The 22,490-nt window shown below is 56.7% G+C and carries 19 protein-coding genes and 1 other RNA gene; 10 read left to right on the forward strand and 10 right to left on the reverse strand.

Translation table 11 applies throughout. The features are described from left to right. Positions 1–31: 31 nt before the first annotated feature. The 4 genes from ABD890_RS21415 to ABD890_RS21430 all read right to left on the reverse strand — a co-directional run bounded on the left by ABD890_RS21415 (position 32) and on the right by ABD890_RS21430 (position 4,459). Complete coding sequence (locus tag ABD890_RS21415) at positions 32–1,228, reverse strand: RimK family alpha-L-glutamate ligase (protein WP_345094394.1); 1,197 nt, start codon at positions 1,226–1,228, stop codon at positions 32–34. Between the two features lie 123 nt (positions 1,229–1,351). Next, on the reverse strand, positions 1,352–1,879 hold the full coding sequence (locus ABD890_RS21420) for an ATP-dependent zinc protease family protein (protein ID WP_345094396.1): 528 nt from the start codon (positions 1,877–1,879) through the stop codon (positions 1,352–1,354). A 92-nt stretch (positions 1,880–1,971) separates the two neighbouring features. Further along, the gene (locus ABD890_RS21425; protein WP_345094398.1) at positions 1,972–3,570 is read right to left on the reverse strand and encodes a M48 family metalloprotease; all 1,599 of its coding nucleotides are present in this window, start codon (positions 3,568–3,570) and stop codon (positions 1,972–1,974) included. Positions 3,571–3,706: 136 nt separating this feature from the next. Continuing rightward, positions 3,707–4,459, reverse strand: coding sequence for an NIPSNAP family protein (locus ABD890_RS21430; RefSeq protein WP_345094399.1), 753 nt, complete (start codon positions 4,457–4,459; stop codon positions 3,707–3,709). A gap of 197 nt (positions 4,460–4,656) precedes the next feature. On the opposite strand from ABD890_RS21430, the gene rnpB reads away from it, so the two are divergent. Beyond that, an RNA gene (gene rnpB / locus ABD890_RS21435) (RNase P RNA component class A) lies at positions 4,657–5,053 on the forward strand. A 45-nt stretch (positions 5,054–5,098) separates the two neighbouring features. Here the strand turns inward: rnpB and mnmL are convergent. Beyond that, positions 5,099–6,049 (reverse strand): tRNA modification radical SAM protein MnmL/YtqA, encoded by a 951-nt coding sequence (gene mnmL, locus ABD890_RS21440; RefSeq protein WP_345094402.1) that lies wholly within the window; start codon positions 6,047–6,049, stop codon positions 5,099–5,101. A gap of 115 nt (positions 6,050–6,164) precedes the next feature. Between mnmL and ABD890_RS21445 the strand changes: the two genes are divergently transcribed. The 3 genes from ABD890_RS21445 (at position 6,165) to ABD890_RS21455 (ending at position 7,910) form a co-directional block, all read left to right on the forward strand. Continuing rightward, the gene (locus tag ABD890_RS21445; protein WP_345094404.1) at positions 6,165–6,578 is read left to right on the forward strand and encodes an FHA domain-containing protein; all 414 of its coding nucleotides are present in this window, start codon (positions 6,165–6,167) and stop codon (positions 6,576–6,578) included. A gap of 154 nt (positions 6,579–6,732) precedes the next feature. Continuing rightward, positions 6,733–7,056, forward strand: a complete 324-nt coding sequence (locus ABD890_RS21450; RefSeq protein ID WP_345094406.1) for a Dabb family protein — start codon at positions 6,733–6,735, stop codon at positions 7,054–7,056. Positions 7,057–7,073: 17 nt separating this feature from the next. After that, positions 7,074–7,910: a DNA alkylation repair protein gene (locus tag ABD890_RS21455; RefSeq protein ID WP_345094408.1), complete on the forward strand. Its 837-nt coding sequence runs from the start codon at positions 7,074–7,076 to the stop codon at positions 7,908–7,910. 85 nt (positions 7,911–7,995) lie between these two features. On the opposite strand, the gene ABD890_RS21460 is transcribed toward ABD890_RS21455, so the two are convergent. Both ABD890_RS21460 and ABD890_RS21465 read right to left on the reverse strand, forming a co-directional pair. After that, the gene (locus tag ABD890_RS21460) at positions 7,996–9,303 is read right to left on the reverse strand and encodes a leucine-rich repeat domain-containing protein (protein ID WP_345094410.1); all 1,308 of its coding nucleotides are present in this window, start codon (positions 9,301–9,303) and stop codon (positions 7,996–7,998) included. Between the two features lie 163 nt (positions 9,304–9,466). Next, positions 9,467–9,832, reverse strand: coding sequence for a hypothetical protein (locus ABD890_RS21465; RefSeq protein WP_345094412.1), 366 nt, complete (start codon positions 9,830–9,832; stop codon positions 9,467–9,469). 242 nt (positions 9,833–10,074) lie between these two features. Here ABD890_RS21465 and ABD890_RS21470 point away from each other — a divergent pair, with 242 nt between their 5' ends. The 4 genes from ABD890_RS21470 (at position 10,075) to ABD890_RS21485 (ending at position 14,517) form a co-directional block, all read left to right on the forward strand. Beyond that, a complete protein-coding gene (locus ABD890_RS21470; protein ID WP_345094414.1) occupies positions 10,075–10,641 on the forward strand; it encodes a hypothetical protein in 567 nt (188 codons plus the stop codon). Positions 10,642–10,779: 138 nt separating this feature from the next. Beyond that, positions 10,780–11,673 (forward strand): FAD binding domain-containing protein, encoded by an 894-nt coding sequence (locus ABD890_RS21475; RefSeq protein WP_345094416.1) that lies wholly within the window; start codon positions 10,780–10,782, stop codon positions 11,671–11,673. A gap of 19 nt (positions 11,674–11,692) precedes the next feature. Continuing rightward, complete coding sequence (locus ABD890_RS21480; RefSeq protein WP_345094418.1) at positions 11,693–12,235, forward strand: (2Fe-2S)-binding protein; 543 nt, start codon at positions 11,693–11,695, stop codon at positions 12,233–12,235. Positions 12,236–12,246: 11 nt separating this feature from the next. Next, positions 12,247–14,517, forward strand: coding sequence for a xanthine dehydrogenase family protein molybdopterin-binding subunit (locus tag ABD890_RS21485; protein WP_345094420.1), 2,271 nt, complete (start codon positions 12,247–12,249; stop codon positions 14,515–14,517). On the opposite strand, the gene ABD890_RS21490 is transcribed toward ABD890_RS21485, so the two are convergent. Continuing rightward, positions 14,514–16,490, reverse strand: a complete 1,977-nt coding sequence (locus ABD890_RS21490) for a vWA domain-containing protein (RefSeq protein WP_345094422.1) — start codon at positions 16,488–16,490, stop codon at positions 14,514–14,516. The two genes, ABD890_RS21485 and ABD890_RS21490, sit on opposite strands and share 4 nt — an antisense overlap. A gap of 218 nt (positions 16,491–16,708) precedes the next feature. Here ABD890_RS21490 and ABD890_RS21495 point away from each other — a divergent pair, with 218 nt between their 5' ends. Then, positions 16,709–18,319, forward strand: a complete 1,611-nt coding sequence (locus ABD890_RS21495; protein ID WP_345094424.1) for a hypothetical protein — start codon at positions 16,709–16,711, stop codon at positions 18,317–18,319. Here the strand turns inward: ABD890_RS21495 and ABD890_RS21500 are convergent. Continuing rightward, complete coding sequence (locus ABD890_RS21500; protein WP_345094425.1) at positions 18,316–19,275, reverse strand: ornithine cyclodeaminase family protein; 960 nt, start codon at positions 19,273–19,275, stop codon at positions 18,316–18,318. The two genes, ABD890_RS21495 and ABD890_RS21500, sit on opposite strands and share 4 nt — an antisense overlap. A gap of 23 nt (positions 19,276–19,298) precedes the next feature. Continuing rightward, positions 19,299–20,825: a xylulokinase gene (xylB, locus tag ABD890_RS21505; RefSeq protein WP_345094427.1), complete on the reverse strand. Its 1,527-nt coding sequence runs from the start codon at positions 20,823–20,825 to the stop codon at positions 19,299–19,301. A 483-nt stretch (positions 20,826–21,308) separates the two neighbouring features. Here xylB and ABD890_RS21510 point away from each other — a divergent pair, with 483 nt between their 5' ends. Continuing rightward, on the forward strand, positions 21,309–22,337 hold the full coding sequence (locus tag ABD890_RS21510) for a glycosyltransferase family 4 protein (protein ID WP_345094429.1): 1,029 nt from the start codon (positions 21,309–21,311) through the stop codon (positions 22,335–22,337). Positions 22,338–22,490 lie beyond the last annotated feature (153 nt).

The following is a 22,490-nucleotide window of genomic DNA, read 5'->3' on the forward strand; positions in this document are numbered from 1 at the left end:
GGGCTTTGAATGACCGGGATCGCTCAAGCGATTAAGGTTTGCCCAGTGCCGAGTCGGTCAACTTCTTCACCTTCGGGCGACGCTGCTTGATCACCTTTTCTGGGATCATGCCGCGCATCGCGTCGAGCTTGCCGAAGCAGAGCAGACGGTCTCCCGGTTCGAGGGTTCGCTTGAGGCGTGGGTTCGGAATCACCGAGGTCCCACGGTAGAGCGTTAGCACGTTGATATCGAGATCAGGCAGACCTGATTCGTCGATGGTCTTACCGCAATACTCTGAGCCTTCCGGGATACGCAGTTCAGTCACGCCGTAGCCTCGGCTAACTGTCAGGCGCTGACGGATGTCGATTTCAGGGAAGTCGACCTGAGCGGCGATGTAATCGACGATCGCACCGGCAATATCGAGCTTGGTGCAGCGTTCGATCCCTTCCAGACCAGGGGAAGAATTCACTTCCATTACCTGCGGCCCGCTTTCGCTTTCCAGCATATCGACGCCAGCAACGCGAAGTCCCATGATCTGGGCGGCGCGGACGGCTGTTTCTCGGTAGCGTTCGTCCAGCTCGACTGGTTCGGTGGTACCACCACGGTGAACGTTACTGCGGAACTCGGTTCCTTGGGCAACGCGGCGCATCGCAGCGACGACCTGATCGCCGACGACGAAGGCTCGCACGTCACGGCCACGGCTTTCGGAGACAAACTTCTGCACCAGCACGTTTTGACGCGTGCTATGCAGGGTTTCGATGATCGCTTCGGCAATCTTGACCGAATCGGCCAGGATCACGCCAACCCCCTGGGTCCCTTCAATCAATTTAATCACGACCGGTGCACCACCCACGCGTTCGATTGCCGGAAGAATGTCGGCCCGATCGCGAACGAAAGTGGTCTGCGGGATGCCAATATGATGGCGGCTGAGGATCTGCAGGCTGCGGAGCTTGTCGCGCGAGTTGGTGATGCCTGACGAGCTGTTGGCCGGAAAGACATCCATTTGCTCGAACTGCCGCACCACGGCCGTGCCGAAATAGGTAATCGACGCGCCGATTCGGGGGAGAACGGCGTCGTACGGGGTGAGTTGCTTCGACCGAAAGTAAAGATCGGGCTCACCCTTCTCGAGATCGATCGCGAATTTAAGCGTGTTAAGCACTTTAACTTCGTGCCCACGTTCGGCCGCGGCATCGCGCAATCGACGAGTGCTGTAGCAAAACCGATTGCAGGAAAGAATTCCTAACTTCATTACGTCGCGTTTCCATCTCGACAGGTATTTATTAAGACACCGCGGTGAGGCGGCCAGACGCAAGGGAGCCGTCTCCCCGTTGGCGTCATCGTAAAGACATTTTGACGTGAGGCAACCGAATTGCTAGGTGGCATCCTGCTGCGGCTGCGTGGACGTCGTTTTTCCAGGTAAGACCTTGGAATTACGGGCAATCTTCAATCGCTTAGGGACGCCCGAGAGGAACGAAGCCCCAGAGTCGACCAGCAACCGGCCTCGAATCGCTTCACGCCCCAGCAGCATCCGGAAGCCCATAGCGTCGCGATTGGCCAGAGTTATCTCAATTTGCCAGATTCCGCCCAAGATATCGACATTCGTCAATATAACTGGACGCTTGGTGACCTGGCCGTTCGAGCTGCGGACCTTGCGGAACTCGAGGACCGCTGCTTCGGCAACGATCGGGCCAGAAGAACTGCGTTGGCGAGGATGGACTTTAAAGCGGACCCAATCCTGTCCATCGCGTTGCTCATACTTCAGATCGAATGCGTGCAGCGACGACGACCGGGCACCGGTGTCAATCTTCGCTTTGATCTTGGCGATCCCCAACTGGGGAAGCTGAACCCACTCGCGCCACCCGATGATCGGTAGCTTAACCGGATGTGCTTTCGAGGCCATGCCTGACTCGTGATCGTGATCTCTAGTTTATGAAACAAGAGGAGCACATCGCGCCACCTCAACCGAGCCTGGATTGTAGGCGACTTGCAGGTCTAATAGTAGTCGGGTTCGTTCCAGGGACGAACCGTTCCGACACCAATGCGATACCGCATTAAGACCGACTGCGTATCTTGCAGCGTGTTCCGCTTCACGGTCCGGCGCAGATACTGGCAGTACAAATCCCAAGTCACATTCTTGGCCATCGACTCGAAGTCGGCAAAGAGATTTTTGGCATCTTCGTCCAGCGTGAAGATCCCTGGCGCGTTCTCGCGGGCGGCATTCTGGAAGCGAGCCGATTCGCAAGGATGCGAGTCAAACAGACCGCTCCGCCCGGAGGTGGTTTCTTTTTGAATCTGTTCGATGATCGCATCCGACATGCTGGCGATGTGGTGACGAACCAGCAGTGCGACATCGTCGATCAAGATGTCACGTTCGGCCAACTGCGAGATCTGCGACTGGGCGTGCAGCCAGGCATATCCGGCCAATTGAATTCGCCAACTGGTCCTGGCAAACTCGTCGCTTCCAGCCACGCGAGCTTCGTAACGGTCGGCATCGTATTCCATCTCTCGCAGCAGAAAACCACCCACCAACCGCCCAATGTTCATCAACAACCGCAGCAGCTGCCGCGAAAGCCAAACGCAAGATCGGGCCGGCCAGGTAATCACCGCCAACGGCAGAAATTCAGGGCCGCACAGCATGTCGAGAGATTTATCCCACTGATCGCGTTCAAACACGACACGTGCGAACCAGTCGTTGATGGCGCGTATGATAAAGGTCAGCCGCATGCCGGTTCCCTGGCTGAAGTGCCCGAACTCGTGGGCCAGCACGCCTGCAAATTGACGCATCGTCAATGCGCCGACCAGCGGCACCCCGATCGTCAGCACCAGGTCATTGCCGCGCAGCAAACTCGAGAGCCCGGAACGGAAACTCGCGGAAGCGTTGACGTCGTAGGTCACATCGATTCGTGTCGGGAACGGCGAACCGACCACGTCACACACGCGAGAGACGAAGGCGAATAACATTGGATCGCTTTGCGGCGTGATGCTTCGCGTGCGAGCGACATTCGCCGGTGCGGCAAAGATCGGTTTCAGCAGGAAGAAGACCACCACGCAGCTAATCACCCCAATCGCCGAACCGACGAAGTAAGGGAGCGGCCCGACCATGGTGGGAAACAGCTGGTACTGGGCATGGGCGTAATACCAATAGGTCGCATAGCAGATACTGCCGACGAACAGGAAGTAGATCATCGGCAGCGTGATCATCACCAGCGCGACGATCGCGACGGCAATTTTGTAAGCCCACGTCGGCTCGGTCTTTTCAATCGGTCGACCGAACGCCTTCAGAATCCGCAGACCATCGGCTGGGAATTCCGGGGCATGCAGCGGCGAAGTTCGCTCGAAGTGTTCGGCCCGCTGCGAAGGAAGCCGCAGCGAACGTTGAACCGGAGACTTCCAGTTTTCGGACGAGGAAGTCGAGTCCTTCAAGGAATCGCGGTGCTGCGTCGCCCCAACGGGGTCGGGATTGGGCTGGGCCGGAGGCGTTGGGACGACAAGTTCTTCCAGGCAGCGCGGACACTTTTGTCGAGTACCCGCGGCAGAGGCTGAGATTGTCAGCTTCTGATGGCAATGCCGGCAGCGAAATCCAATTTTCATCCGCTTGCGAACCTTCGCTGTGACAGGTCAGGGATTAACCTGATACCCCCTAAGATAAGACGCTACTAGTTCGATCTGACCTTCTGTCAGGCGACTTCCTGACCTATCCACCCTGATTCGGTGGATGCCTTGCCTTTTATTTCGTTGGGGAATAATCGACCGGACGCAGGACCTGGCTTTCGACCTTGATCACGATTTTGCCATCCTTCGTCGATTTCTCCCATAATTGTTGCCACTCTTCGTCGGCTCGGAAACCGTCCCACGATTTCTTCATCGCGTCGGCATCTTTATGGGCGACCACATAAATCAACGTATTCGGCATATCGACCGGGACAAAATAAGCGATGTTGGTCATTCCCTGTTTCTCGAACAGCTTCAGCTCGCCATCGCGGAAACGCTGGAGGAGGGCTGGTAGGCGACCTTCCGCGGTGGTGTACTTACGCAGCTCGAACAGACGCGGTTCTTCGGTCGACTCGAAGTTCTGCGGCGAGAAGTCGGTCGCAGTCATATAGACCGCATCGGGACGTGCCGACAGGATCTTGCCATCCTTTTCCGATTCAGCGGCGACCTTCTGCCACTCAGCATCTTCGCGGAAGCCTTTCCAACTGGCCTGCGCGGCCTCTTTATCTTCGTGCGAGATGATGTAAACGAGCGTGTTGTCCGCCCCTTCGCCATCGACCGGAACCCAGTAAATCAGGTTCTTGATGCCATGCTTGGCAAACAGACCGACGGTGTGATCGCGGAAACGGGTATGCAGGTTCTCGAGCTTGCCTTCGTTGGTAACGTAAGTCCGCAGCTCAAACAGTTGGTCTTCAGCAGAGACAGCAGTTACCGACATGGCAAACAGAAAGAGGCAACAAAGCCCCAGCAAAGGCAGGCGGAAGCGCATCGTGCTATAGGTCCCGAGAAAAGGAGGAAGAAAGAGGTGGGTCCGAAGTCTTCATTCTAGTGAACTTGGAAAATAGTTTCGCGGGTATTTTCGCGAGATGGGGGAACTTTTTCCCCCAATCCCCACCATAAGGTGAACGCCTCCTTTCAGGGGTACGTATCCAATCCGGGACGGTTCACCTATGCTTAACCATTGCCCAAGTGGATCAGATAGTCGCCGGCTGAGGGTGTTACACCACCAGCGGGAGGAAAGTCCGGGCTCCACAGGACAGGGTGGTCGATAACGTCGACCGGTCGTGAGATTAGGGAAAGTGCCACAGAAAACATACCGCCTAAGTCCCCTTGGGGGCCGGTAAGGGTGAAAAGGTGCGGTAAGAGCGCACCAGCAGCCAGGGTGACCTGGTTGGCTTGGTAAACCCCACCCGGAGCAAGGCAAACAGGCGGAACGGGGTCTGGCAACAGACTTCCACGGGCTCGTCCGGCCCGTCACTTCCGCCGGGTACGCTGCTTGAGACGCCGAGCAATCGTCGTCCTAGAGGAATGGCTATCCCCGCTTTTTGCGGGACAGAACCCGGCTTACCGATCCACTCGGGCTTCTTTTATGCGCCGATCGAAGCGTCGGCGTTCCCTCGAATCCGCCTCAAGCGGTCGGGCAGAATTTCCCTTGCCAGGTATCGCGGCGGACCAGCTCGTCGTCGATCGCCCTAAGCACGGCCGACTTATCGAGACACCAGCTTGGCCCCACAAAATAGTCTGGCGGGGCATCGCCGATTGTTCGTTCGACCAGCACGTTCGCCGGAATGCGTTCGAGGAAATCGACCAGCGTGTTGATGTAATCTTGCCGCTCCATCAACACCACTTCGCCCGAAGCGACCTGATCGGCCATCTTCGTATTCTTAACGCAGTACAAGTTGTGGATCTTCACCGCATCGATGTTCAGCCGAGCAACTTCGGCGGCGGTCGCCATCATGTCTTCGTGCGTTTCGCCCGGTAAACCCAGGATTACGTGCAGACAGATCTCGAATCCCCGGCCACGGCTTCGTTCGATCGCGTCGACGGTGGCATCGTGATGATGGCCACGATTCATCCAGTCGAGCGAGCGATCGTGAATCGTTTGCATGCCGTACTCGACCGTCAGATAGGTCCGCCCGGCGAACTCTTCCAGTAAGTCCATCACGTCAGGACCGACACAGTCTGGCCGGGTACCAATGCTCAGCCCGACCACCTTGTCGTGATCGATTGCCTGATCGTAGAGAGGACGCAGTCGATCGACTGCCGCATAGGTATTGGTCGCTGGCTGAAAGTAGGCAATGAAGCGTTCGACTTTGTAGCGACGCTTCAATCGCATCATGCCGTTTTCCAACTGATCCGTCACATCACGGATTGGCTCGCGGCGGCTTGGGCTAAAGCTGCGATTATCACAGAACGTGCAGCCCCCCTTCGCGACCGTGCCATCCACGTTCGGACAGGTGAACTTGGCGTCGAGGCTTACCTTCTGGATTCGTTCGCCAAAACGCTGCCTCAGATACCAGCTATAGGCATAATATCGGAGCCCGGCTTCGCGCCATCCGTTGTCGACCGTCGCGGACAAATCAACCTCTACTGATGCGTGTTGACTGATGTTAAGGAATTGGTACAGTGGATCATGCCCTATTCTTATCGATATTAGGCTTATCATCTAGGCACTACGGAACGAGGCACTTGTAATGTCCCAGAAATTTGGGGAGCTGGTCCCCGTCGGCGGGGGAGATCCCATTCCTCTGCTTAAGAAGACACTTTTAGTGGGTCGTCGCGAAACCAATGATGTGGTTCTTCGCTTCGCCAACGTATCGAGCAACCACTGTCAGCTCTACGTGAAGCAGGGTTACTGGTTTGTCGAAGATCAGAACAGCCGCAATGGCACGAAAGTGAACGGCAAGCGCGTGACCGATACCGACAAGCGGATCGATCCCGGCAAGATCATTGCCATTGCCAAGCACGAATACGAACTGCATTACGACCCAATCGATTTGGGTGCGACCGGACCACCACCGTCTGAAACTGACATGACCGAAGAAATCCTCGGCAAGTCACTGTTGGAACGGGCCGGCATTGGTAACGCGCGGCGTCGCTCCGACTAATGCAGTCGTTGATTCCACCAACAAACTCGAAAGGCCACGGTCACCCGCCGTGGCCTTTTTCGTGCCCCTGCGTTGTGGGGCGGAGGGTGTCTGGTTAAATTGCACTGCTTCAATGGAACCCACCAAACATGCCCTTGGAAGACGATAGCCTGCCATGGAAAATCTGACGCAAATCGCCCACAACGTTTACTTCACGCTTAAAGACAAGTCGCCAGAAGCCCAGCAGAAGATGGTCGAAGCTTGTCACAAGTATCTTTCGGGTCACCCCGGCTGCGTCTTCTTTGCCGCTGGCGTACTTACCGAAGAACTCGATCGTCCAGTCAACGATCGTGCCTTCCAGGTGGCGCTGCACGTCGTTTTTGATTCGCTGGAATCGCAAAACGCTTACCAGGTCGCCGAACGCCACGTGCAGTTCATCGAAGAGAATAAAGAATCCTGGGAATCGGTCCGCGTCTTCGATTCGACCGTCGCCAGCTAACTCGGGCAATCGCCAACGTGGTCGACCTGGAACAACTCCGATCCCGCAAAGGTGCCGTTCGACGGAGCGAAATCCCGTCGAACGTCGTCACAGCGCTTAACCGTGGCGAACTCGAAACGGTCAATCTGGTCGAGTTTCTGATTGTCGATCACGTCAAACTCTTTCGCGCGGTTCGTCCTTCGCTGGATCTCGACGACCGCGCCGCCAAGCAAATCGCCGCCACGCTCAAACGACTGGCGGACGAAGGAGTCATGCAGCGGCTCGTGCAAACAGGCATCGCCTTCCACGAATCCTTGCCCGATGCCGATCGGCGGGAAGTGGTTTATCAGCAGTTGGCTGGCCACACCAGCGACACGCTACGAAACTGGGCCGCTTACATGGATGCAGCCGATGCGGGGATGACATTCAGCAAGCGACTGAAGCGAGTCCGCCCGTTCGCTCTCGATCCGAACATGGGCGTCCGTGAGATCGCGTGGATGTGCGTCCGCTTGCCAGCCGCGAACGAGATCGTTACGCAGATCGAAAAGCTAGTTCCCTGGGCGAAGCAAAAACATCATTACGCCCGACGCTTTGCGATTGAGCTCTCGCGACCATGCGGTGTGTGGACGAAGCACATCACCGAGCTGAAGCAGCGTCCGGAAGTCGCGGAAACATTGCTCGAGACCTGTTGCACCGACGAATCGAAGTACGTGCAAGACTCGGTCGCGAACTGGCTGAACGATGCCAGCAAGACGCGACCTGACTTCGTCCAATCGGTTTGCGATCGCTGGCTGGCCGAATACGATTCTCCCCATACGCAGCGAATTGCCCATCGTGCCTTGCGAACGCTTCGCAAGAAAAGTGGCGGCAAATAACTTTTAGTTCGACATCCATCCGCGCATGAAAAAGGCCCCGGCAATCGATGCCGAGGCCTCTTTTTGTTGGCAGGATCCGATTCGCTTAGAACGTAACGTCCAGCTTTGGATTGGCTTCCTTCAGCTTCTCGACGCCGTCGTCGTAGATCTGGGTGAAGTTCAGTGTCAGCTTCTTCAGATTGGTCAGCGTTAACAGAACCGGAATCGATTCGTCACTGATGCTGCTGTTTTCCTTCAGCGAGAGGCTTTGCAGGCTGGTCATGCCTTCCAGGTACTTCACCCCTTCATCGGTCAGTGCACAGTTCTGCAGGTCGAGTTCCTTCAAGTTCTTCAGGTTCTTGATTGGCTCGAGCCCGGCGTCGGTGATGAAAGTATTCCAGAGGTTCAGCGATTCGAGGCTTTCGAAGGTCGAAACCGTGGCGACCCCTTCATCGACGAACGAGGTTTCGCTGACGTCCAGATCCTTCAGCTTCTTCATGTTCTTCAAGGCATCCATCTTCAAGCCACGAATCTTGGCCGACTGACGCAGCTTCAAGTCGACCATTTCGGTCATGCCGCTCAGGTACTGCAGGCCATCGTCGCTCACCTTGGTGCGGAACAAGTGTAGCTTCTTCAGCTTGGTGCAATCTTTGATGTGGGCCAGACCTTCGTCCGTGCATGGCACTTCGTTCAGTTCCAGCGTTTCCAGATTCTTCATCCCGGTCAGGTACGACATACCCTTGTCGGTGATCTTCTTGTCACGCAGATTCAGAAAACGCATCTTGGTCAGGTCGGCAATATACGACAAACCTTCGTCGCTGATCAGCGTGCCTTCGGTTCGAAGCACTTCCATGTTCTTCATTTCGCCGATCGACTTCATCCCTTCGTCGTCGATATTGCAGTAGCGAATATCGAGATAACGGGTCTTGGGGAAGGTGGCGATGGTGGCCATCGACTTGTTCGAGATGTTGGTACGACGCAGACCAAATGCGCCGAGGTTTTTGGACGCCTTCAGGTTCTCGATACCGGCATCGGTGATGACGGTGTTCTCGAACGAAACGTCACGCAGTTCGGTCAGTTCCTTCAGGTACTCGGTTACCTGATCGGTCACTTCCGCCCCATAGAACTTGACGACCTGAAGCTGCTTCAGCTTCGAGACCGGTTCGAAGACCTTGTCGTCTTCGATCAGAACCTTCGAGAGGTCCGCGCGAATGACGTTGCCGTTGGCATCTTTGGTCAACTCTCCACCCAGCTTTTCCAAGGCAGCGACCGCTTCCGCATCGTCCGCTTCTGGTTTCGCAGCCGAGGTGTTGCCACCTTTGCCCTCGGGGGAGTCGGTCGGGGCGCTGGAGGGGCAGCCAACGAACAACGGAAGGGCGAGCAGAACAAATCCGAGAGTCCAGAGACGGTTCATGGAGAACTATTTCCTAAAGGGGACAAATTAGCGAGGCTAGGGAGAAATTTTCAAACAGTTTAGGCTACAGCACATCCCAAACCTTCGCAACCAACGATAAAAGGCCCGCGGCGTTTGACGCCCGGGCCTTTACGTTATTCTCGGAGTTATCCAAGGGGTCGGCTTATTTATGCACGTCGTGGCAAGTCTTGCAGTTGGCAGCCTTCTTCAGCTTATCTCCAGCCCCTTCTTTGCCATCAATGGTGGCTTTCGCGGCTTCGATCAGAGCGGTGGTCTTTTCCTTCCAGCTCTCTTCGCTGCCTTTGTGCGGTGGATTCTTGGCCAGCGATTCCAACATTTCCATCGCCAACTTCTTTTCTTCGTCGTCGGCTTCTCCCTTGGCAACCTTGGCGATCAGGCCCCCCTTGAAGCCCTTCTTCATGATCTCTTCGGTGCTGAACTTGGAATCTTCCCCTTTATCAGCCATCGCAATGTTGCCAAGCAACACGACAGCCAGTAGCCCGGTCGCAACGAGCAAACCTTTCTTCATCACAATATCTCCAGCAGAGGCAGGTCAAACAGGAAGCCGCAAAATCGAATGACTTTGCACAACTCGACTCATCGTACAGTTCTCCCTAACCAATTTCCTTAGGCAATGCTCCAAAACTGCCCAGATCCCCCTGATTGAGACATCCTCTCAATAATTTGCTGCCTGCCATATTTAGGAACGTGACATAGGCTTAAAAAACGGGCCCCAACACCTCCAGAATTGATGCCGAGAACGATCGACCGATGTTCAACTACTACGAATACTGGAGCGGGAAAGATCCGAGTCGCCAGGTCGGCAGTATCGACGTCAACACGCAGTACATCGCTCAGCGGTCGTGGGGGGTGATTCTGGTGAAAGCCTTCGCGGCAGTGATCGTCGCGGCGTTTCTGTTTTGGTTGCCATACCACTTTCTCCCGCTCGTCGGCTGGCAACGCATTCCGGTCGCTGCCGGTTGCGTGTTGATCTATACCGGGCTCGCCTTCTTTGTGGTTCCGCGGCCCAATACCGACAACATGGGTTGGTGCGGGGGCATGATCAACAATCCGCTTACCTACACCGACGACTGCAACCAGTGGCTGTTTTGTTTCTACGCGGTCCTCGGGCCAGGTCGTTTGATATCGGGAGCATTTCTGGACGTGGCCTGTGAATTGGGTTTCGCTCAAAGCGATACGATGCCAGAACCAGACACGTCGTTCGTCGATTACTATCGGACCGAGAATCAACATTCGAATGATTCTGTTTCCACCTTCGATGGTTTCGAATCCTCAGAAGATTCGAAGCCACGATTCGTATTGAACGACGACGAGTAGTCTCACGCCCGGAGCCCAAGCGACTTCGATTGCTTGACACTGTCAGAGTGAGCCTCGATATTGGGGGCGAACCCATTTTGCAGCGGCTGCCTGCCCCGCAATGTCGCCCCACTCACGCTGATAGAAATCGGAGTTCGTGTGCAATCGTTCACATATCATGCGCCTCGAACGATTCCCGAGGCGGTCGCACTGCTTACCGAGTCGGAAGGAAAGTCGGTCTTGCTGGCCGGCGGCACCGATATCTTGGTGCAGCTTCGCGAAAACCTGCGTCATGCTGACCACGTCATCGACATCAAGCAGATCCAGGATCTCGCGCGACTGGATGGCAATGCGAAGCAGGGGCTGTATCTGGGCTCGGCCGTGACCTGCTCTCAGCTTCTACGAAGCCCGATTACCCAACCGTATGCCGCACTGCGTGACTCGGCCCAGATCATTGGTGGCTGGCAAATTCAATCGCGAGCGACCATTGGCGGCAACCTCTGCAATTCGTCGCCGGCGGCCGACTCGATTCCCTCGCTGATGGTTCATGGCGCGGTCGCGGAAGTGATCAACGAAGATGGCCACCAGAACATTCCGGTCAGTCATTTCTGTACTGGGCCTGGGAAGAACGCCTTGGCAGGCAATGGGTTACTGCTGGGGCTCGCGATTCCCGAAGTCGGCACGATCAGCGGATCGGCCTACCAGCGATTCATTCCCCGGTATGAAATGGATATCGCTGTTGCCAGTGCGGCTTCTTACATCGAACTGCTGGAAGATGGTACGGTCGCCACCGCGACCATCGCCCTGGGTGCGGTTGGCCCCACGCCTCTTTTGGCCAGTGATGCTGCCGACATGCTCGTTGGTGAAACGCCGGAAGAAGCGTTGATCGAACAGATCGCCCAAGAGGCCGCCAGGATCGCCACGCCAATCAACGACATGCGTGGCACGATCGAATTTCGCAAACACCTTGCCTCGGTGTTGGTGAAACGAACTTTGCAAACGGCACTCCGCCGCGCCACCGGCGAAGTGGTTGTCTCTCATCCGCACGTTTAATGAGCTGAAAGTGAATTTGATGCCAGGCAACTCCCCAGCAAAAGTGGCGGTCTCGACCACGATCAACGGACAATCGCACGACTTCCTTTGTCAGCCACGACAAAGCTTGTTGGAGGTTTTACGCGACACGCTGCAACTGACCGGAGCGAAAGAAGGCTGCAACAACGGCAACTGCGGGGCATGCACCGTCTTAATGGATGGCGAGCCGGTCAACAGTTGCCTGGTCCTGGCGGTTGAGGTCGAAGGCAAGCAGCTAACGACCGTCGAAGGCCTGGCCAACAAAGGTGTACTGCATCCATTGCAGCAATGCTTCCTCGAAGGGGCGGCACTGCAATGTGGCATCTGTACGCCGGGCTTCTTGGTCGCCGCGAAAGCGCTCCTCGATAAGAAGCCGAACCCGACCGAAGAAGAAATTCGCTTCTCGCTGGCAGGCAACCTTTGCCGCTGCACCGGATACGACAAGATCGTCCGAGCCGTGCAAGCCGCCGCCGAACAGCTTCAAGCGGAAGAGGCTCCCCTCCCCTCTTCGGCCGCTCATCAACAAGCCCAGCAACAGCAATAGGAAACCACGCGATGCAAGGATCACCGATTTCCTACAGCGACAAGAAGTATCAGGTTCTGGGCACGCGGCCGATCCGTCACGACGGAACCGATAAAGTCACCGGGCGAGCGATCTATACCAACGACGTCCACTTCCCCGATATGGTGCATGGCAAGATCTTGCGCAGCCCGGTCGCTCATGCCCGGATCAAGTCGATCGATACCTCCGCGGCGGAAGCCCTCGACGGCGTCGTGGCCGTGGTGACAGTCAAAGATTGGCCTGACCTGAAAGACAAGATGGCCGACCTGGGCGAAGGTGCCGTGAACCTTGCTGAACTCGGCGCCAACTGCATGGCCCACGACAAAGTGCTGTACAAAGGGCACGCCGTCGCTGCCGTGGCGGCCCGTAATGTTCACATCGCGGAAGAAGCGTTGGCATTGATTCGCGTCGAATACGAAGAGCTGCCGTCGGTGCTCTGGGTGCAAGATGCGATGCACGAGAACGCGCCGATTTTGCACCCGAATCTTCGCACCGATCACATGGGTAAGCCTGGCGATCACCCCACGAACATCGCCAAGCATCTTCATTTCGAAACCGGTGATGTCGACGCGGCGTTTAAATCGGCCGATGTCGTCGTCGAACGCGAGTTCAAGACGGCGACCGTCCACCAAGGCTACATCGAGCCTCACAACTCGGTCGCTCTCTGGAACGAAGATGGCAAGCTGAAGATCTGGACCGCGACTCAGGGATCATTCACCTGTCGTCATCAGGTCGCTGAACTGCTGCAGATTCCGATTTCCAACGTGACGGTCACGCCTTGCGAGATCGGCGGCGGATTCGGCGGCAAGATCGCGGTCTATTTGGAACCGGTCGCGGCCCTGCTCAGTCGCAAGAGTGGCCGCCCGGTGAAGATGGTCATGCAGCGTGACGAAGTCTTCGAGGCAACCGGTCCGACACCTGGCTCGTACATGAAGGTGAAGCTCGGAGCGACCCGCGAAGGCAAGCTGCTCGCCGGCGACGCGACGCTGGCGTACGATGCGGGTGCCTACCCCGATGGCGTGATCGGCCCTGGCTGCATGTGTGTGTTCAGCTGCGTCGAACTGCCGAACGCTCGCGTACATGGTTACGACGTTTGCTTGAACAAGCCGAAAACGCAGGCCTACCGCGCCCCTGGAGCGACACAGGCCGCATTCGCGTTCGAGTCGGTCATGAACGAACTGGCCGAGTCGCTCGGGATTTGCCCGCTCGAGTTCCGCCTGAAGAACGCGGCGAAAGAAGGTACCCGACGCGTTGATGGTCCGGTCTATCCTCGGGTCGGCCTGATTGAATGTTTGGAAGCCGCCAAGAATAGTCCTCACTGGAACACGCCGCTGGAAGGACCGAATCAGGGACGTGGGATCGCGGCAGGGTTCTGGTTCAACATCGGCTTGAAATCGTCGGTCACCGCCACGGTCAATCACGACGGTACGGTGAACCTGCTGGAAGGTTCGACCGACATCGGCGGGACGCGAACATCGATCGCGATGCAGTTGGCCGAAACGCTGGGCATTTCTGCTGAAGCGGTGCATCCGAAGGTGGTCGATACCGATAGCGTAGGCTACACCGATGTCACCGGCGGAAGCCGTACGACGTTTGCCACCGGTTTGGCAGCATATGAAGTTGGACTCGACCTGCGGAAGCAACTTTGCCAACGCGCGGCGATACTGTGGGAATGCGATCCGAGCGAAGTGACGTTCAAGGAGGGCACCTTCGTCCATCAGGACAAGTCGCTAACGTTTCAGCAGTTGGCGGCTCAACTTCCAGAGACCGGCGAACCGGTCGTCGGCCGGGCCTCGATCTCCAAAGATGTTTCGACCAACGGTTTCGGTGTGCATCTTTGCGACGTTGAAGTTGACCCTGAGACCGGTAAGGTTCGCGTACTGCGGTACACGGCGATTCAAGATGCCGGCAAAGCGATTCACCCGAGCTATGTCGAAGGGCAACTGCAAGGGGGCGCGGTCCAGGGAATCGGCTGGGCTTTGAACGAAGAGTATTACTATCGCGACAACGCCACCATGGCGAACGCGTCGTTCCTCGACTATCGCATTCCGACCTGTTACGACTTGCCGATGATCGACACGATCATTGTCGAGGTCCCAAATCCGGACCATCCGTACGGAGTTCGTGGCGTGGGGGAAACGCCGATTGTCGCTCCCCCTGCTGCGGTTGCCGCCGCCATCTACGAAGCGACCGGAGTTCGCATGTTCGAGCTGCCGATGTCGCCTCCTAAGCTATGGAAGGCGATTTCCGAGAAGAACGCTTAGAGCTTCGGAATTTGAACCGGCGGTGGTGCCGGGCCATTGCCGACCGGACGAGGTCGATTGATTCGGCGCGTATCGAAGAAGACCGGCTCTAACTTGACGCCGAAGCCACGTTTGATTTCCCACGTGGCTCGCGTCGCCCAAGGTGTGCCCTCGTGTTCCTCGCGAATGTATTGCAATATTTCGCGTGAGAGGGAAATGTCGGCTTCGGTTTTCTCTGGGGCCGACAACTCATCGGTCGTCGCCAATCGCCAACCGCGAAACTCCATATACGGAGGCATTTTCGGCGGAGCCGGTGGGTTCTCGGCGAACTTCGTCAGGTAAGCCCCATACTCGAACGCACGAGCTCGGTAGGCCAATAGCTGGCCATACAACAGGTCGTAGTTCGCACTCCAGCGAAGCGACGTCGAGTCGTCTCGCAAATCACGGTTCTTCTCCGCCACTTCGATCGCGCGGTCGAGGTACGTGATATAGGTGATCATCTTCGCCTGTTGCTGGCGAACTTGCTGGCGGAACATTCGCAGGTCAGGGCTGAACGACTGCTGAATCTCGATCACGTCCGCTACGCTCTCTTGATAAGGATTCAGATCGTAGATGATCTTCGTCACCAGCGTTTTGAGCGGATCTTTCTTCACCTCGCCAACTTGTTCCAGACGAGAGCGCAGATCAGGGCGATACATGTCCATCGTCTTCGGTTCGTACCGACGATCGATGGCGTTGTTCACATTCGATTCTTCCCCAGGCAGCATGAAGAAGATCCCCCCGGTCTCTTTGGCCAGGCGAACCTGCTCGAACGGTCCGAAGCCACTGGCCAGGGCATCGGTTCGTTTACCGAAGCCATCGGTTTGAAGCTGCTCGATAATGGCAGCCTCCGGCCCGCGATCGACCGGCAGTAAGTGATCGGTTCCGTTTTCCGGATGGGTCCAGCGAACATGAGCGTAGGGATAGCCGAACACCGCTTCGCGTCCCAGAACAAAAACCCGAGCGTCGGTCGCCTTCGCAATCCCGATCGAAGTTTCCAACCGGCTTTCGTTGTCGGCGCTGTTGCCACTTTCGTCGGTCACCACAATTAAGGCGATTTTTCGATCGGCGATCTTCGCGTAGCGGCGATGTCGCGTGAGGACCTCGGCGACGGCCGAACTGAACATCTCTTCGCCGGAAGGATCGACCGGAACGGCCGCGATGGCCTGATCGACTTCGGCGGGATCGTTTGTGGGTGCCTTGGTGTGCATCAAAAAGCCTTGCCCGAAACTGGCGACCGCCGTGGTCAGTGCGTCGCCGCGGGCATGTTCGCTAAGGCCGACTTCGGCATAGATTCGATGAATGCGACGACGGATATCTTCCTGGTCGTCCTTCATGCTTTCCGACTGATCGAACAGCCAAATTACCAGTACCTTGTTATGCGACAACATCCAGATCAGTTCCTGCGAGATCTGATCCATCGCTTCCTGATAATCACCAACGACAGCCTGGACCGAACCAACAGTACCCAGTGGCATATCTTCGATCAGCGAATCGGTGTCTTTGGTCAGCAAGGCGTCCGCTTCCAGCGAAACGAGCGGAGCGTTGTCAAACTCGGTCGGTGGCATCTCGAGTTGCGGCGCGGTGAGCGAGGCCTCGACCATTCCCTGGAGCCCTTGCTCGGTGGTGGTCAGATTCGCGATCGTCATTTCCTCGGCGATCTTTTCTGACTCGTCGAGTTCAATTTCCAACGGCTTGATGTGCTCTTCCAGTTCGGGCTCGATCACCACCAACTCGATCTGTTTGGTGGGAGGTTCCAGAATCGTATACATGGCCAACACGACCACCAGGCCGAAGTGGAACATGAACGAGACCAGGAACGACGCCGAGTTATGGATACTCTCGACACGAAGCCAAGACCGACGGGGCGCACCTTCCGTGGTCGGTGCTAGCGGTGTAGCACCGTTGTCTGGTCCAGATGGAGACCAGTTTGCGGTGGGTGCAGGTTGGTGCATGCTTACCGGTCAATCAAGGAGGGAATCGTGTGGGGGTGTTTCTTCAATCGTAGAAGAAATTTGCTATTGGTGCCATGCATTTTTACGCAAAGGGCCAGTTGGTTCGGTCATTACGACCGAATCTCCCCCAACTGGCCTGGAACTGCTTCGGCATTTTTGATAAAGCACGACCAACTTGCGCAATTATTTTCGAGAAACTCGCTCCAGCCGAGGATACCGTGTCCGTTTTCCGAAATCTGTTGATCGTGGGACTTCTGGTCTGTGTAGCCTACAACGGCTACGTCATTTACCGCAATCAATTGGCTTCATCTCCTACCGAAGCGACCGCTCCGGAAGAGACCGCTCCTTTGTTTTCGGCCGAGGCCTTCACGGAACTCGCCGAGAATCGGAGCCAAGTCACCGTCAAAGAAGTTCCTACGGTAATCACGCCTGCACAGCCGGCGCAAACCGACGCTGTCGTGGCGAATCCGGTGCTGGAATCGTCGGTCGATAAGACCGAAGTCCTGCCAGTATCAGCCGAAGTGCCAGCCAATCCACGTGGCAGTCGCTTCTCGGAAACGGCAACTGTAGCCACGGAACCAGTCGTACCTGCTGAGGTAACCGAGTCCCCCCAGACCGATGTTGTGATGGCACCGCTGGGCGATATCACGCCCCAGGTCCTTTCCTTTGAAGATGCCTGGACCCAAATCGAAATGTCGGAAGCGGCATTTACCTGGGCGATCGCTCTGCGACAGATTCAGCAGCTGATCCAGCGTGACGATCTCACCAATTCCCAGCGTGAACAAGTTCTCGCCAAGGGTGACGAGCTCGCGGAAACGGTCATCTTCGCCAGCAACAAACATCTGGCCCAGCCAGCGTTGACTTATTTGCCAGGCACCAACGTCGTTGAAATCGCCAAGACGCACGAGATCCCGGTTTCGTTCCTCCGTCAAATCAATGGCTGGAACGACCAGTTCGAGCCAACCCCAGGCGACTCGGTCAAAGTGCTTCAAGGTCCAATCACCCTGGTGATCGACCTGCCGGCAAAGACCATGCGAATGACGGTTGGCGACCTTTACGCTGGTCGCATGTCGATTGGCAAAGCGGACGTGACCGTTCCGGTCGAAAGTATCTTGAACGTCGAAATGGTCGAAGAAGTTGAACGCCTTTCCATCGGTTCGGTCGCTGTGGTGATCGATCAAGAGAACATCGCACCAGAACCGAACTCGCTGCTGGTGACCGCCGACGACTGGAAGCTGCTGCACGCCCTGACCGGCAGTCACGTCGACATTCGCTGGATTGAAGAGAAGGCCCCGGTCGAAACCGTGGTCGCTGCTCCGATCACTCCCCAACCCGAGATGACAGCTGCCGTCGAACCGATGACCAGCCAGCCGGTCGATGCGTTGAAGATGGAAGTCTTCGCCCCGGCGGGCGCGGTGCTGCAAGGCAAGCCTGCTCGCTACGGAATCGAAATCACCAACATGAGCGACAAGCCGAGCGACTTGGTTCAGGTCGTGGTGAACTTGTCGGAAGGGATTGAACCGATCAAGGTCGAAGGCCAACCAGGGCGAATTGGCCCAGGCCAGGCGATGTTCGATCCCATGACGATCGAAGCAGGCGAGAGCGTTCGACTGGTGGTGACCATCGAAACGAAGACCCCAGGCCAGTTCCTGGTTCGCCCTGAGCTACAATGTGCGCAACCAGCCACCCGGTACGCCACAGAAATTCAGTTGAAGGTCGCTGCCGCCGAATCGATCTCGGCGGAAGTAGAAAAACAGGAAGCAGAGTCGCCGCTGCCGGAAAAGGCGATGGCAGAAGCTCCGCAGAATCCTGCCAAGGAAATTCGCTAGAACGGCAAGTCGACGCCCAGCTCTGGATTTTGAGCCGCAAGTTCCAAGAACTTCGTTCCCAAAGCCACGTCCTGAATGGCGAGCCCGACCGTCTTATAAATGACGATGCTATCGGCGTTGTCTCGACCGATCGACTGGCCGGCAATCACGTCGGCCAGCGAAACCGATTTGTCCCAGTCGAAGTAACCTTCTTCGGCGGCCAAGACATAATCGCCTGCTTCTCCGCGACAAGCTTCAATCGAATCGCACACCCAGTTATCGGCGCGGCGAATCGCGACGACGTCGAGCTCTCGCTTGAACGTCCAGTTCGCTCCCATCGCGCAGACCAGTGCCCCTTCGGCCAAAAGGTTGCCGTCGAAAACAGGATGTTTGCTGGTCGTGGCGGTGACGACCAGCGGTAGGTCTTCCACTGCATCTTTCGGATCGTGTACCGGGACGATCTCGATCTGCAGCTTCTCGCCCATGCGTTCGGCGAACGACTCTCGCTTTTCCTGATCGCGGGAATAGATGAATGCCTGGGTGATGGGCAATTCGGTGGCGAGTGCTTCGAGCTGAGCCTCGGCCTGCCAACCGCTTCCGAAGATACCAAGCTGCGTGATCGGTTTGCGGGCCAGATACCTCGCTCCGACGGCCGAAGACGCGGCGGTGCGAATCTGCCCGAGCGTGTCAGCTTCGATCAGGGCTTTCATCTGGCCACTGTCGATGTCGTAGAGCCCCACATGAAACCGAGCCTTGATCCGGGTCGTGCTGTACATTTTCCAGCCCGCCGTTCCCAAGTACTCGGCGGCGGCGTGCATGCCATGCAGCGCAAAGCCAGGGGCCCGGGCTCGTTGGCGAGGGATGTTCTCGGCCCCGCCAGTGCCCAGTTGCCGAAAGCTTTCTTCCACCACATCAATGGCGGTCGCCATATCCAACAGCGAAGCTACTTCTTCTTCGCGATAGAATCGGCACGTCATGTCGCCTCCCTTTCCGCCAGGGATCAGTCGTCAAGCCGCCCCAGCTTTTTGAAATCGTCTTTCAGTGATCGATACAGATCTTGATAGACCGGGAAGGCCCGATCGTAATACTTCTTGGCGGTGCGATCCGGAGTTGTTTCGCTCACTTCGCGAATTGTCGCCGCACATGCTTCCTGAATGTTTTTGTACGCTCCGGCGCCCGTGGCTGCCAACAGGGCGACCCCATAGGCAGGTCCCTGTTCGGCGTTCAGCGTCACGACCTTCTTCCCGAAGACATCCGACTGCATCTGTCGCCATAGTGGCGACTTGGCTCCGCCACCGCCGGCACGAACCTGGCGGACCGGGATGTTCATCTCGTTCAGCACTTCCAGGCTTTCTCGCAGCGAGTAAGTCACCCCTTCCATGATCGCACGCGTCACATGGGCTCGCTCGTGTTTCAAGGTAACCCCAATGAAACAGCCACGTGCATCCGGATCGGCATGCGGGGTCCTTTCGCCCGCCAGGTAAGGCAGGACCATCAGACCTTCGCTACCGGCCGGAACCGAGGCCGCTTCTTTCATCAGCGTCGTGTATGGATCGACTTTTCCCTTGGGGCCCTTCATGTCGCTGCATAGTTTCTGGACGAACCATTCCAGTGTGCCGGCGGCACAAAGGGTTACTCCCATCATATGCCACTTGCCACGAACGGCGTGACAGAAAGTGTGCAAACGGCCCTTTGGGTCGGCAGCCATTTCGTCGCTATGGACGAACATCACGCCGCTCGTTCCAAGCGAGCTGGCGAGAATCCCCTTCTTCACGACGCCATTCCCCAGAGCGTTGGCGGCGCAGTCCCCTGCCCCACCGACGACGACACACTCGGTGGTCAGGCCAAGTTGCCGAGCCGCCTTCTTGGTCAGCGTACCGGTGACATCTTCCGACTCGTACACCTTGCCGAGCAAGTCGCGATCGAGCTCCAGCTTCGACAACAAGTCGAGCGACCAGTCACGTTTGGCGACATCCAGCAGCAACATGCCGCTCGCATCGCTCACTTCGGTGGCGTATTCGCCCGTCAAGCGGCGACGGATTTCATCTTTGGGTAGCAGCACCTTCGCCAGGCGAGCGAAGTTCTTCGGTTCGTTGTTGCGGAGCCACAAGACTTTGGGAGCCGTGAAACCTGTCAGGGCCGGATTGGCGACCATTTTGATAAGCTTGGCCCGGCCGCCTGCGCGTGATTCGATCTCTTCGCATTCGGCGACGGTTCGTTGATCGTTCCAAAGCAGTGCCGGACGAATGACTTCGTCGTTTTTGTCGAGGAACACTGAGCCATGCATCTGCCCGGAAAGCCCGATCCCTTTCACGTCTTCCGGCTTGGCCTTTGCTAGTTGCACTACCTTTTTGACGGTCTTGATGGTTGCCTTCCACCACAGTTCAGGATCTTGTTCGCTCCACAGTGGCTTCGGATGCGAGACACCATAGCTAGCAGAGGCGTCTGCCAGAATCGATCCATCTTCGGCCATCGCGATGGTCTTGGTTCCAGACGTACCGATATCGATTCCCAGGTAGATATTCACCAGGTTAGATCCTCAATTGGGGGCAAGCGGGGCGACAGCTGCGAGGGTTAGGACGAGTTGAATTGACTATTCTGATCTATTTCTGCTAGAGAACCAAGCATCCCCAGGCCCCAAGAACGCCTATCTTGTTAACTTGTTACGATTGTTGTGATGCCGCATGAAAACTCCGGGTCTTACGGCGGGCAGTGTTAATGGTTCAGATCTCTATTTCCCACGGTCGATGAAATCGGTACTCTCTGGGCGTCGGTGGGGGATTTGCTCCAAGTCGTTTGAGGGCTAAGGATTCTTCCCAGTCAGACTATCGGCCATCTGCTCGATCTTCAGCCTAAGCATGGCGAGCGCTTCGAGTTGGCATCGATCCTGTTATTGAAATACATGCACAATCCACCACCACGAGTTGTTCTCGATCTCGAGAAGTCACGGAACCGCTGTTCCGGGCTCGGGCAATTTGCCTGCCAACTTGGTCATGCGCTTTTAAACGAAATGACCAATCGTGGCCTGGTGCCCATTCCTTTCGTGTCGCCCAGCAACAGCGATGAATTCGGTACGCCGGAATCGCTGGTGGCCAAGCTCTGGCGGAAAGAGATCTTTCAGCGGTGGTATCGCTGGACCCAGACCGGTCGCAAACCACCATATGCCTTGTGGCACGCAACGCATCAGCAGGTCAAGTTCCTGCCATTGAATTCCAAGACACGCGTTGTGTTGACCATTCACGACTTGAATTACTTGCGTGAAAAGAACGGCTCGAAGATCGAACGCGAACATCGCCGGATCGCCCGGCTTATCCGCCGCTGCGATGCCGTGACGGTGATCTCGAAGTTTGTCGCCGGCGAAGTCCAATCGCACTTCGATCTGCAAGGCAAACCGCTGCATGTGATCTACAACGGTCGCCCCGACATTTCGCAGTATGAAGCGGTCCAGCCAGATTGGCTGCACAGTGAACGACCTTTTCTGTTCACCATCGGCATCGTCGACCGTAAAAAGAACTTCCACGTACTGCTCGATCTGGTCGAGAGCCTGGCAGACCATCAGCTGGTGATCGCTGGCCAGAACGACTCGGAGTATGCCTCCGAAATTCGCCGCTGTATCGAACAGCGTGGTCTAGCCGATCGCGTGATCTTGCCGGGTCCCGTGAGCGATCACGAGCGTCAGTGGCTGTACGAACATTGCGAATCGTTCGTCTTCCCTTCCTTGACCGAAGGCTTTGGTCTTCCGCCGATCGAAGCAATGACCTGCGGCAAGCCAGTCTTCCTGGCACGCCGCACGAGCCTGCCGGAAATTGGCGGCAACAAGGCGTTTTATTGGGATGAGTTCACCACGGATCACATGGTGAACATCTATCGCGAAGGGATGCAAACGTTCGCGAGCAGCCCGACCTATCCCGCAGAACTGCAACAAGCGGCGGCCCGTTTCTGCTGGCAAGATTCCGCCAAGCAATACGTCGATCTCTATCGCGACGTGCTCGAAATGCCGGTGGAAGAGGCCTTCCAGCCGCGACTTGCCGCTGCCTAGCAGGCGAAACCGATCTCTCTCGGATTGCGATAATTAAATTTATTGGCGTTTTTACATTGACTCCATAGAGGGATACGCCTACGCTAATGCGCAGTATTCGATAGAGACTCATCGCATCGATAAATCTTCCTGCTTCCAAGCCAGGAACAAGTG

This window comes from Bremerella cremea (assembly GCF_039541315.1).
In the GTDB taxonomy this organism is placed as follows: domain Bacteria; phylum Planctomycetota; class Planctomycetia; order Pirellulales; family Pirellulaceae; genus Bremerella; species Bremerella cremea.

What these genes read in the sequence shown, in the direction of transcription:
- ABD890_RS21415 (WP_345094394.1), bottom strand. Translation starts at nt 1,228, where the DNA reads ATGAAGTTAGGAATTCTTTCCTGCAATCGGTTTTGCTACAGCACTCGT.
- ABD890_RS21420 (WP_345094396.1), bottom strand. Translation starts at nt 1,879, where the DNA reads ATGGCCTCGAAAGCACATCCGGTTAAGCTACCGATCATCGGGTGGCGC.
- ABD890_RS21425 (WP_345094398.1), bottom strand. Translation starts at nt 3,570, where the DNA reads ATGAAAATTGGATTTCGCTGCCGGCATTGCCATCAGAAGCTGACAATC.
- ABD890_RS21430 (WP_345094399.1), bottom strand. Translation starts at nt 4,459, where the DNA reads ATGCGCTTCCGCCTGCCTTTGCTGGGGCTTTGTTGCCTCTTTCTGTTT.
- ABD890_RS21445 (WP_345094404.1), top strand. Translation starts at nt 6,165, where the DNA reads ATGTCCCAGAAATTTGGGGAGCTGGTCCCCGTCGGCGGGGGAGATCCC.
- ABD890_RS21450 (WP_345094406.1), top strand. Translation starts at nt 6,733, where the DNA reads ATGGAAAATCTGACGCAAATCGCCCACAACGTTTACTTCACGCTTAAA.
- ABD890_RS21460 (WP_345094410.1), bottom strand. Translation starts at nt 9,303, where the DNA reads ATGAACCGTCTCTGGACTCTCGGATTTGTTCTGCTCGCCCTTCCGTTG.
- ABD890_RS21465 (WP_345094412.1), bottom strand. Translation starts at nt 9,832, where the DNA reads ATGAAGAAAGGTTTGCTCGTTGCGACCGGGCTACTGGCTGTCGTGTTG.
- ABD890_RS21470 (WP_345094414.1), top strand. Translation starts at nt 10,075, where the DNA reads ATGTTCAACTACTACGAATACTGGAGCGGGAAAGATCCGAGTCGCCAG.
- ABD890_RS21480 (WP_345094418.1), top strand. Translation starts at nt 11,693, where the DNA reads ATGCCAGGCAACTCCCCAGCAAAAGTGGCGGTCTCGACCACGATCAAC.
- ABD890_RS21485 (WP_345094420.1), top strand. Translation starts at nt 12,247, where the DNA reads ATGCAAGGATCACCGATTTCCTACAGCGACAAGAAGTATCAGGTTCTG.
- ABD890_RS21490 (WP_345094422.1), bottom strand. Translation starts at nt 16,490, where the DNA reads ATGCACCAACCTGCACCCACCGCAAACTGGTCTCCATCTGGACCAGAC.
- ABD890_RS21500 (WP_345094425.1), bottom strand. Translation starts at nt 19,275, where the DNA reads ATGACGTGCCGATTCTATCGCGAAGAAGAAGTAGCTTCGCTGTTGGAT.
- ABD890_RS21510 (WP_345094429.1), top strand. Translation starts at nt 21,309, where the DNA reads ATGACCAATCGTGGCCTGGTGCCCATTCCTTTCGTGTCGCCCAGCAAC.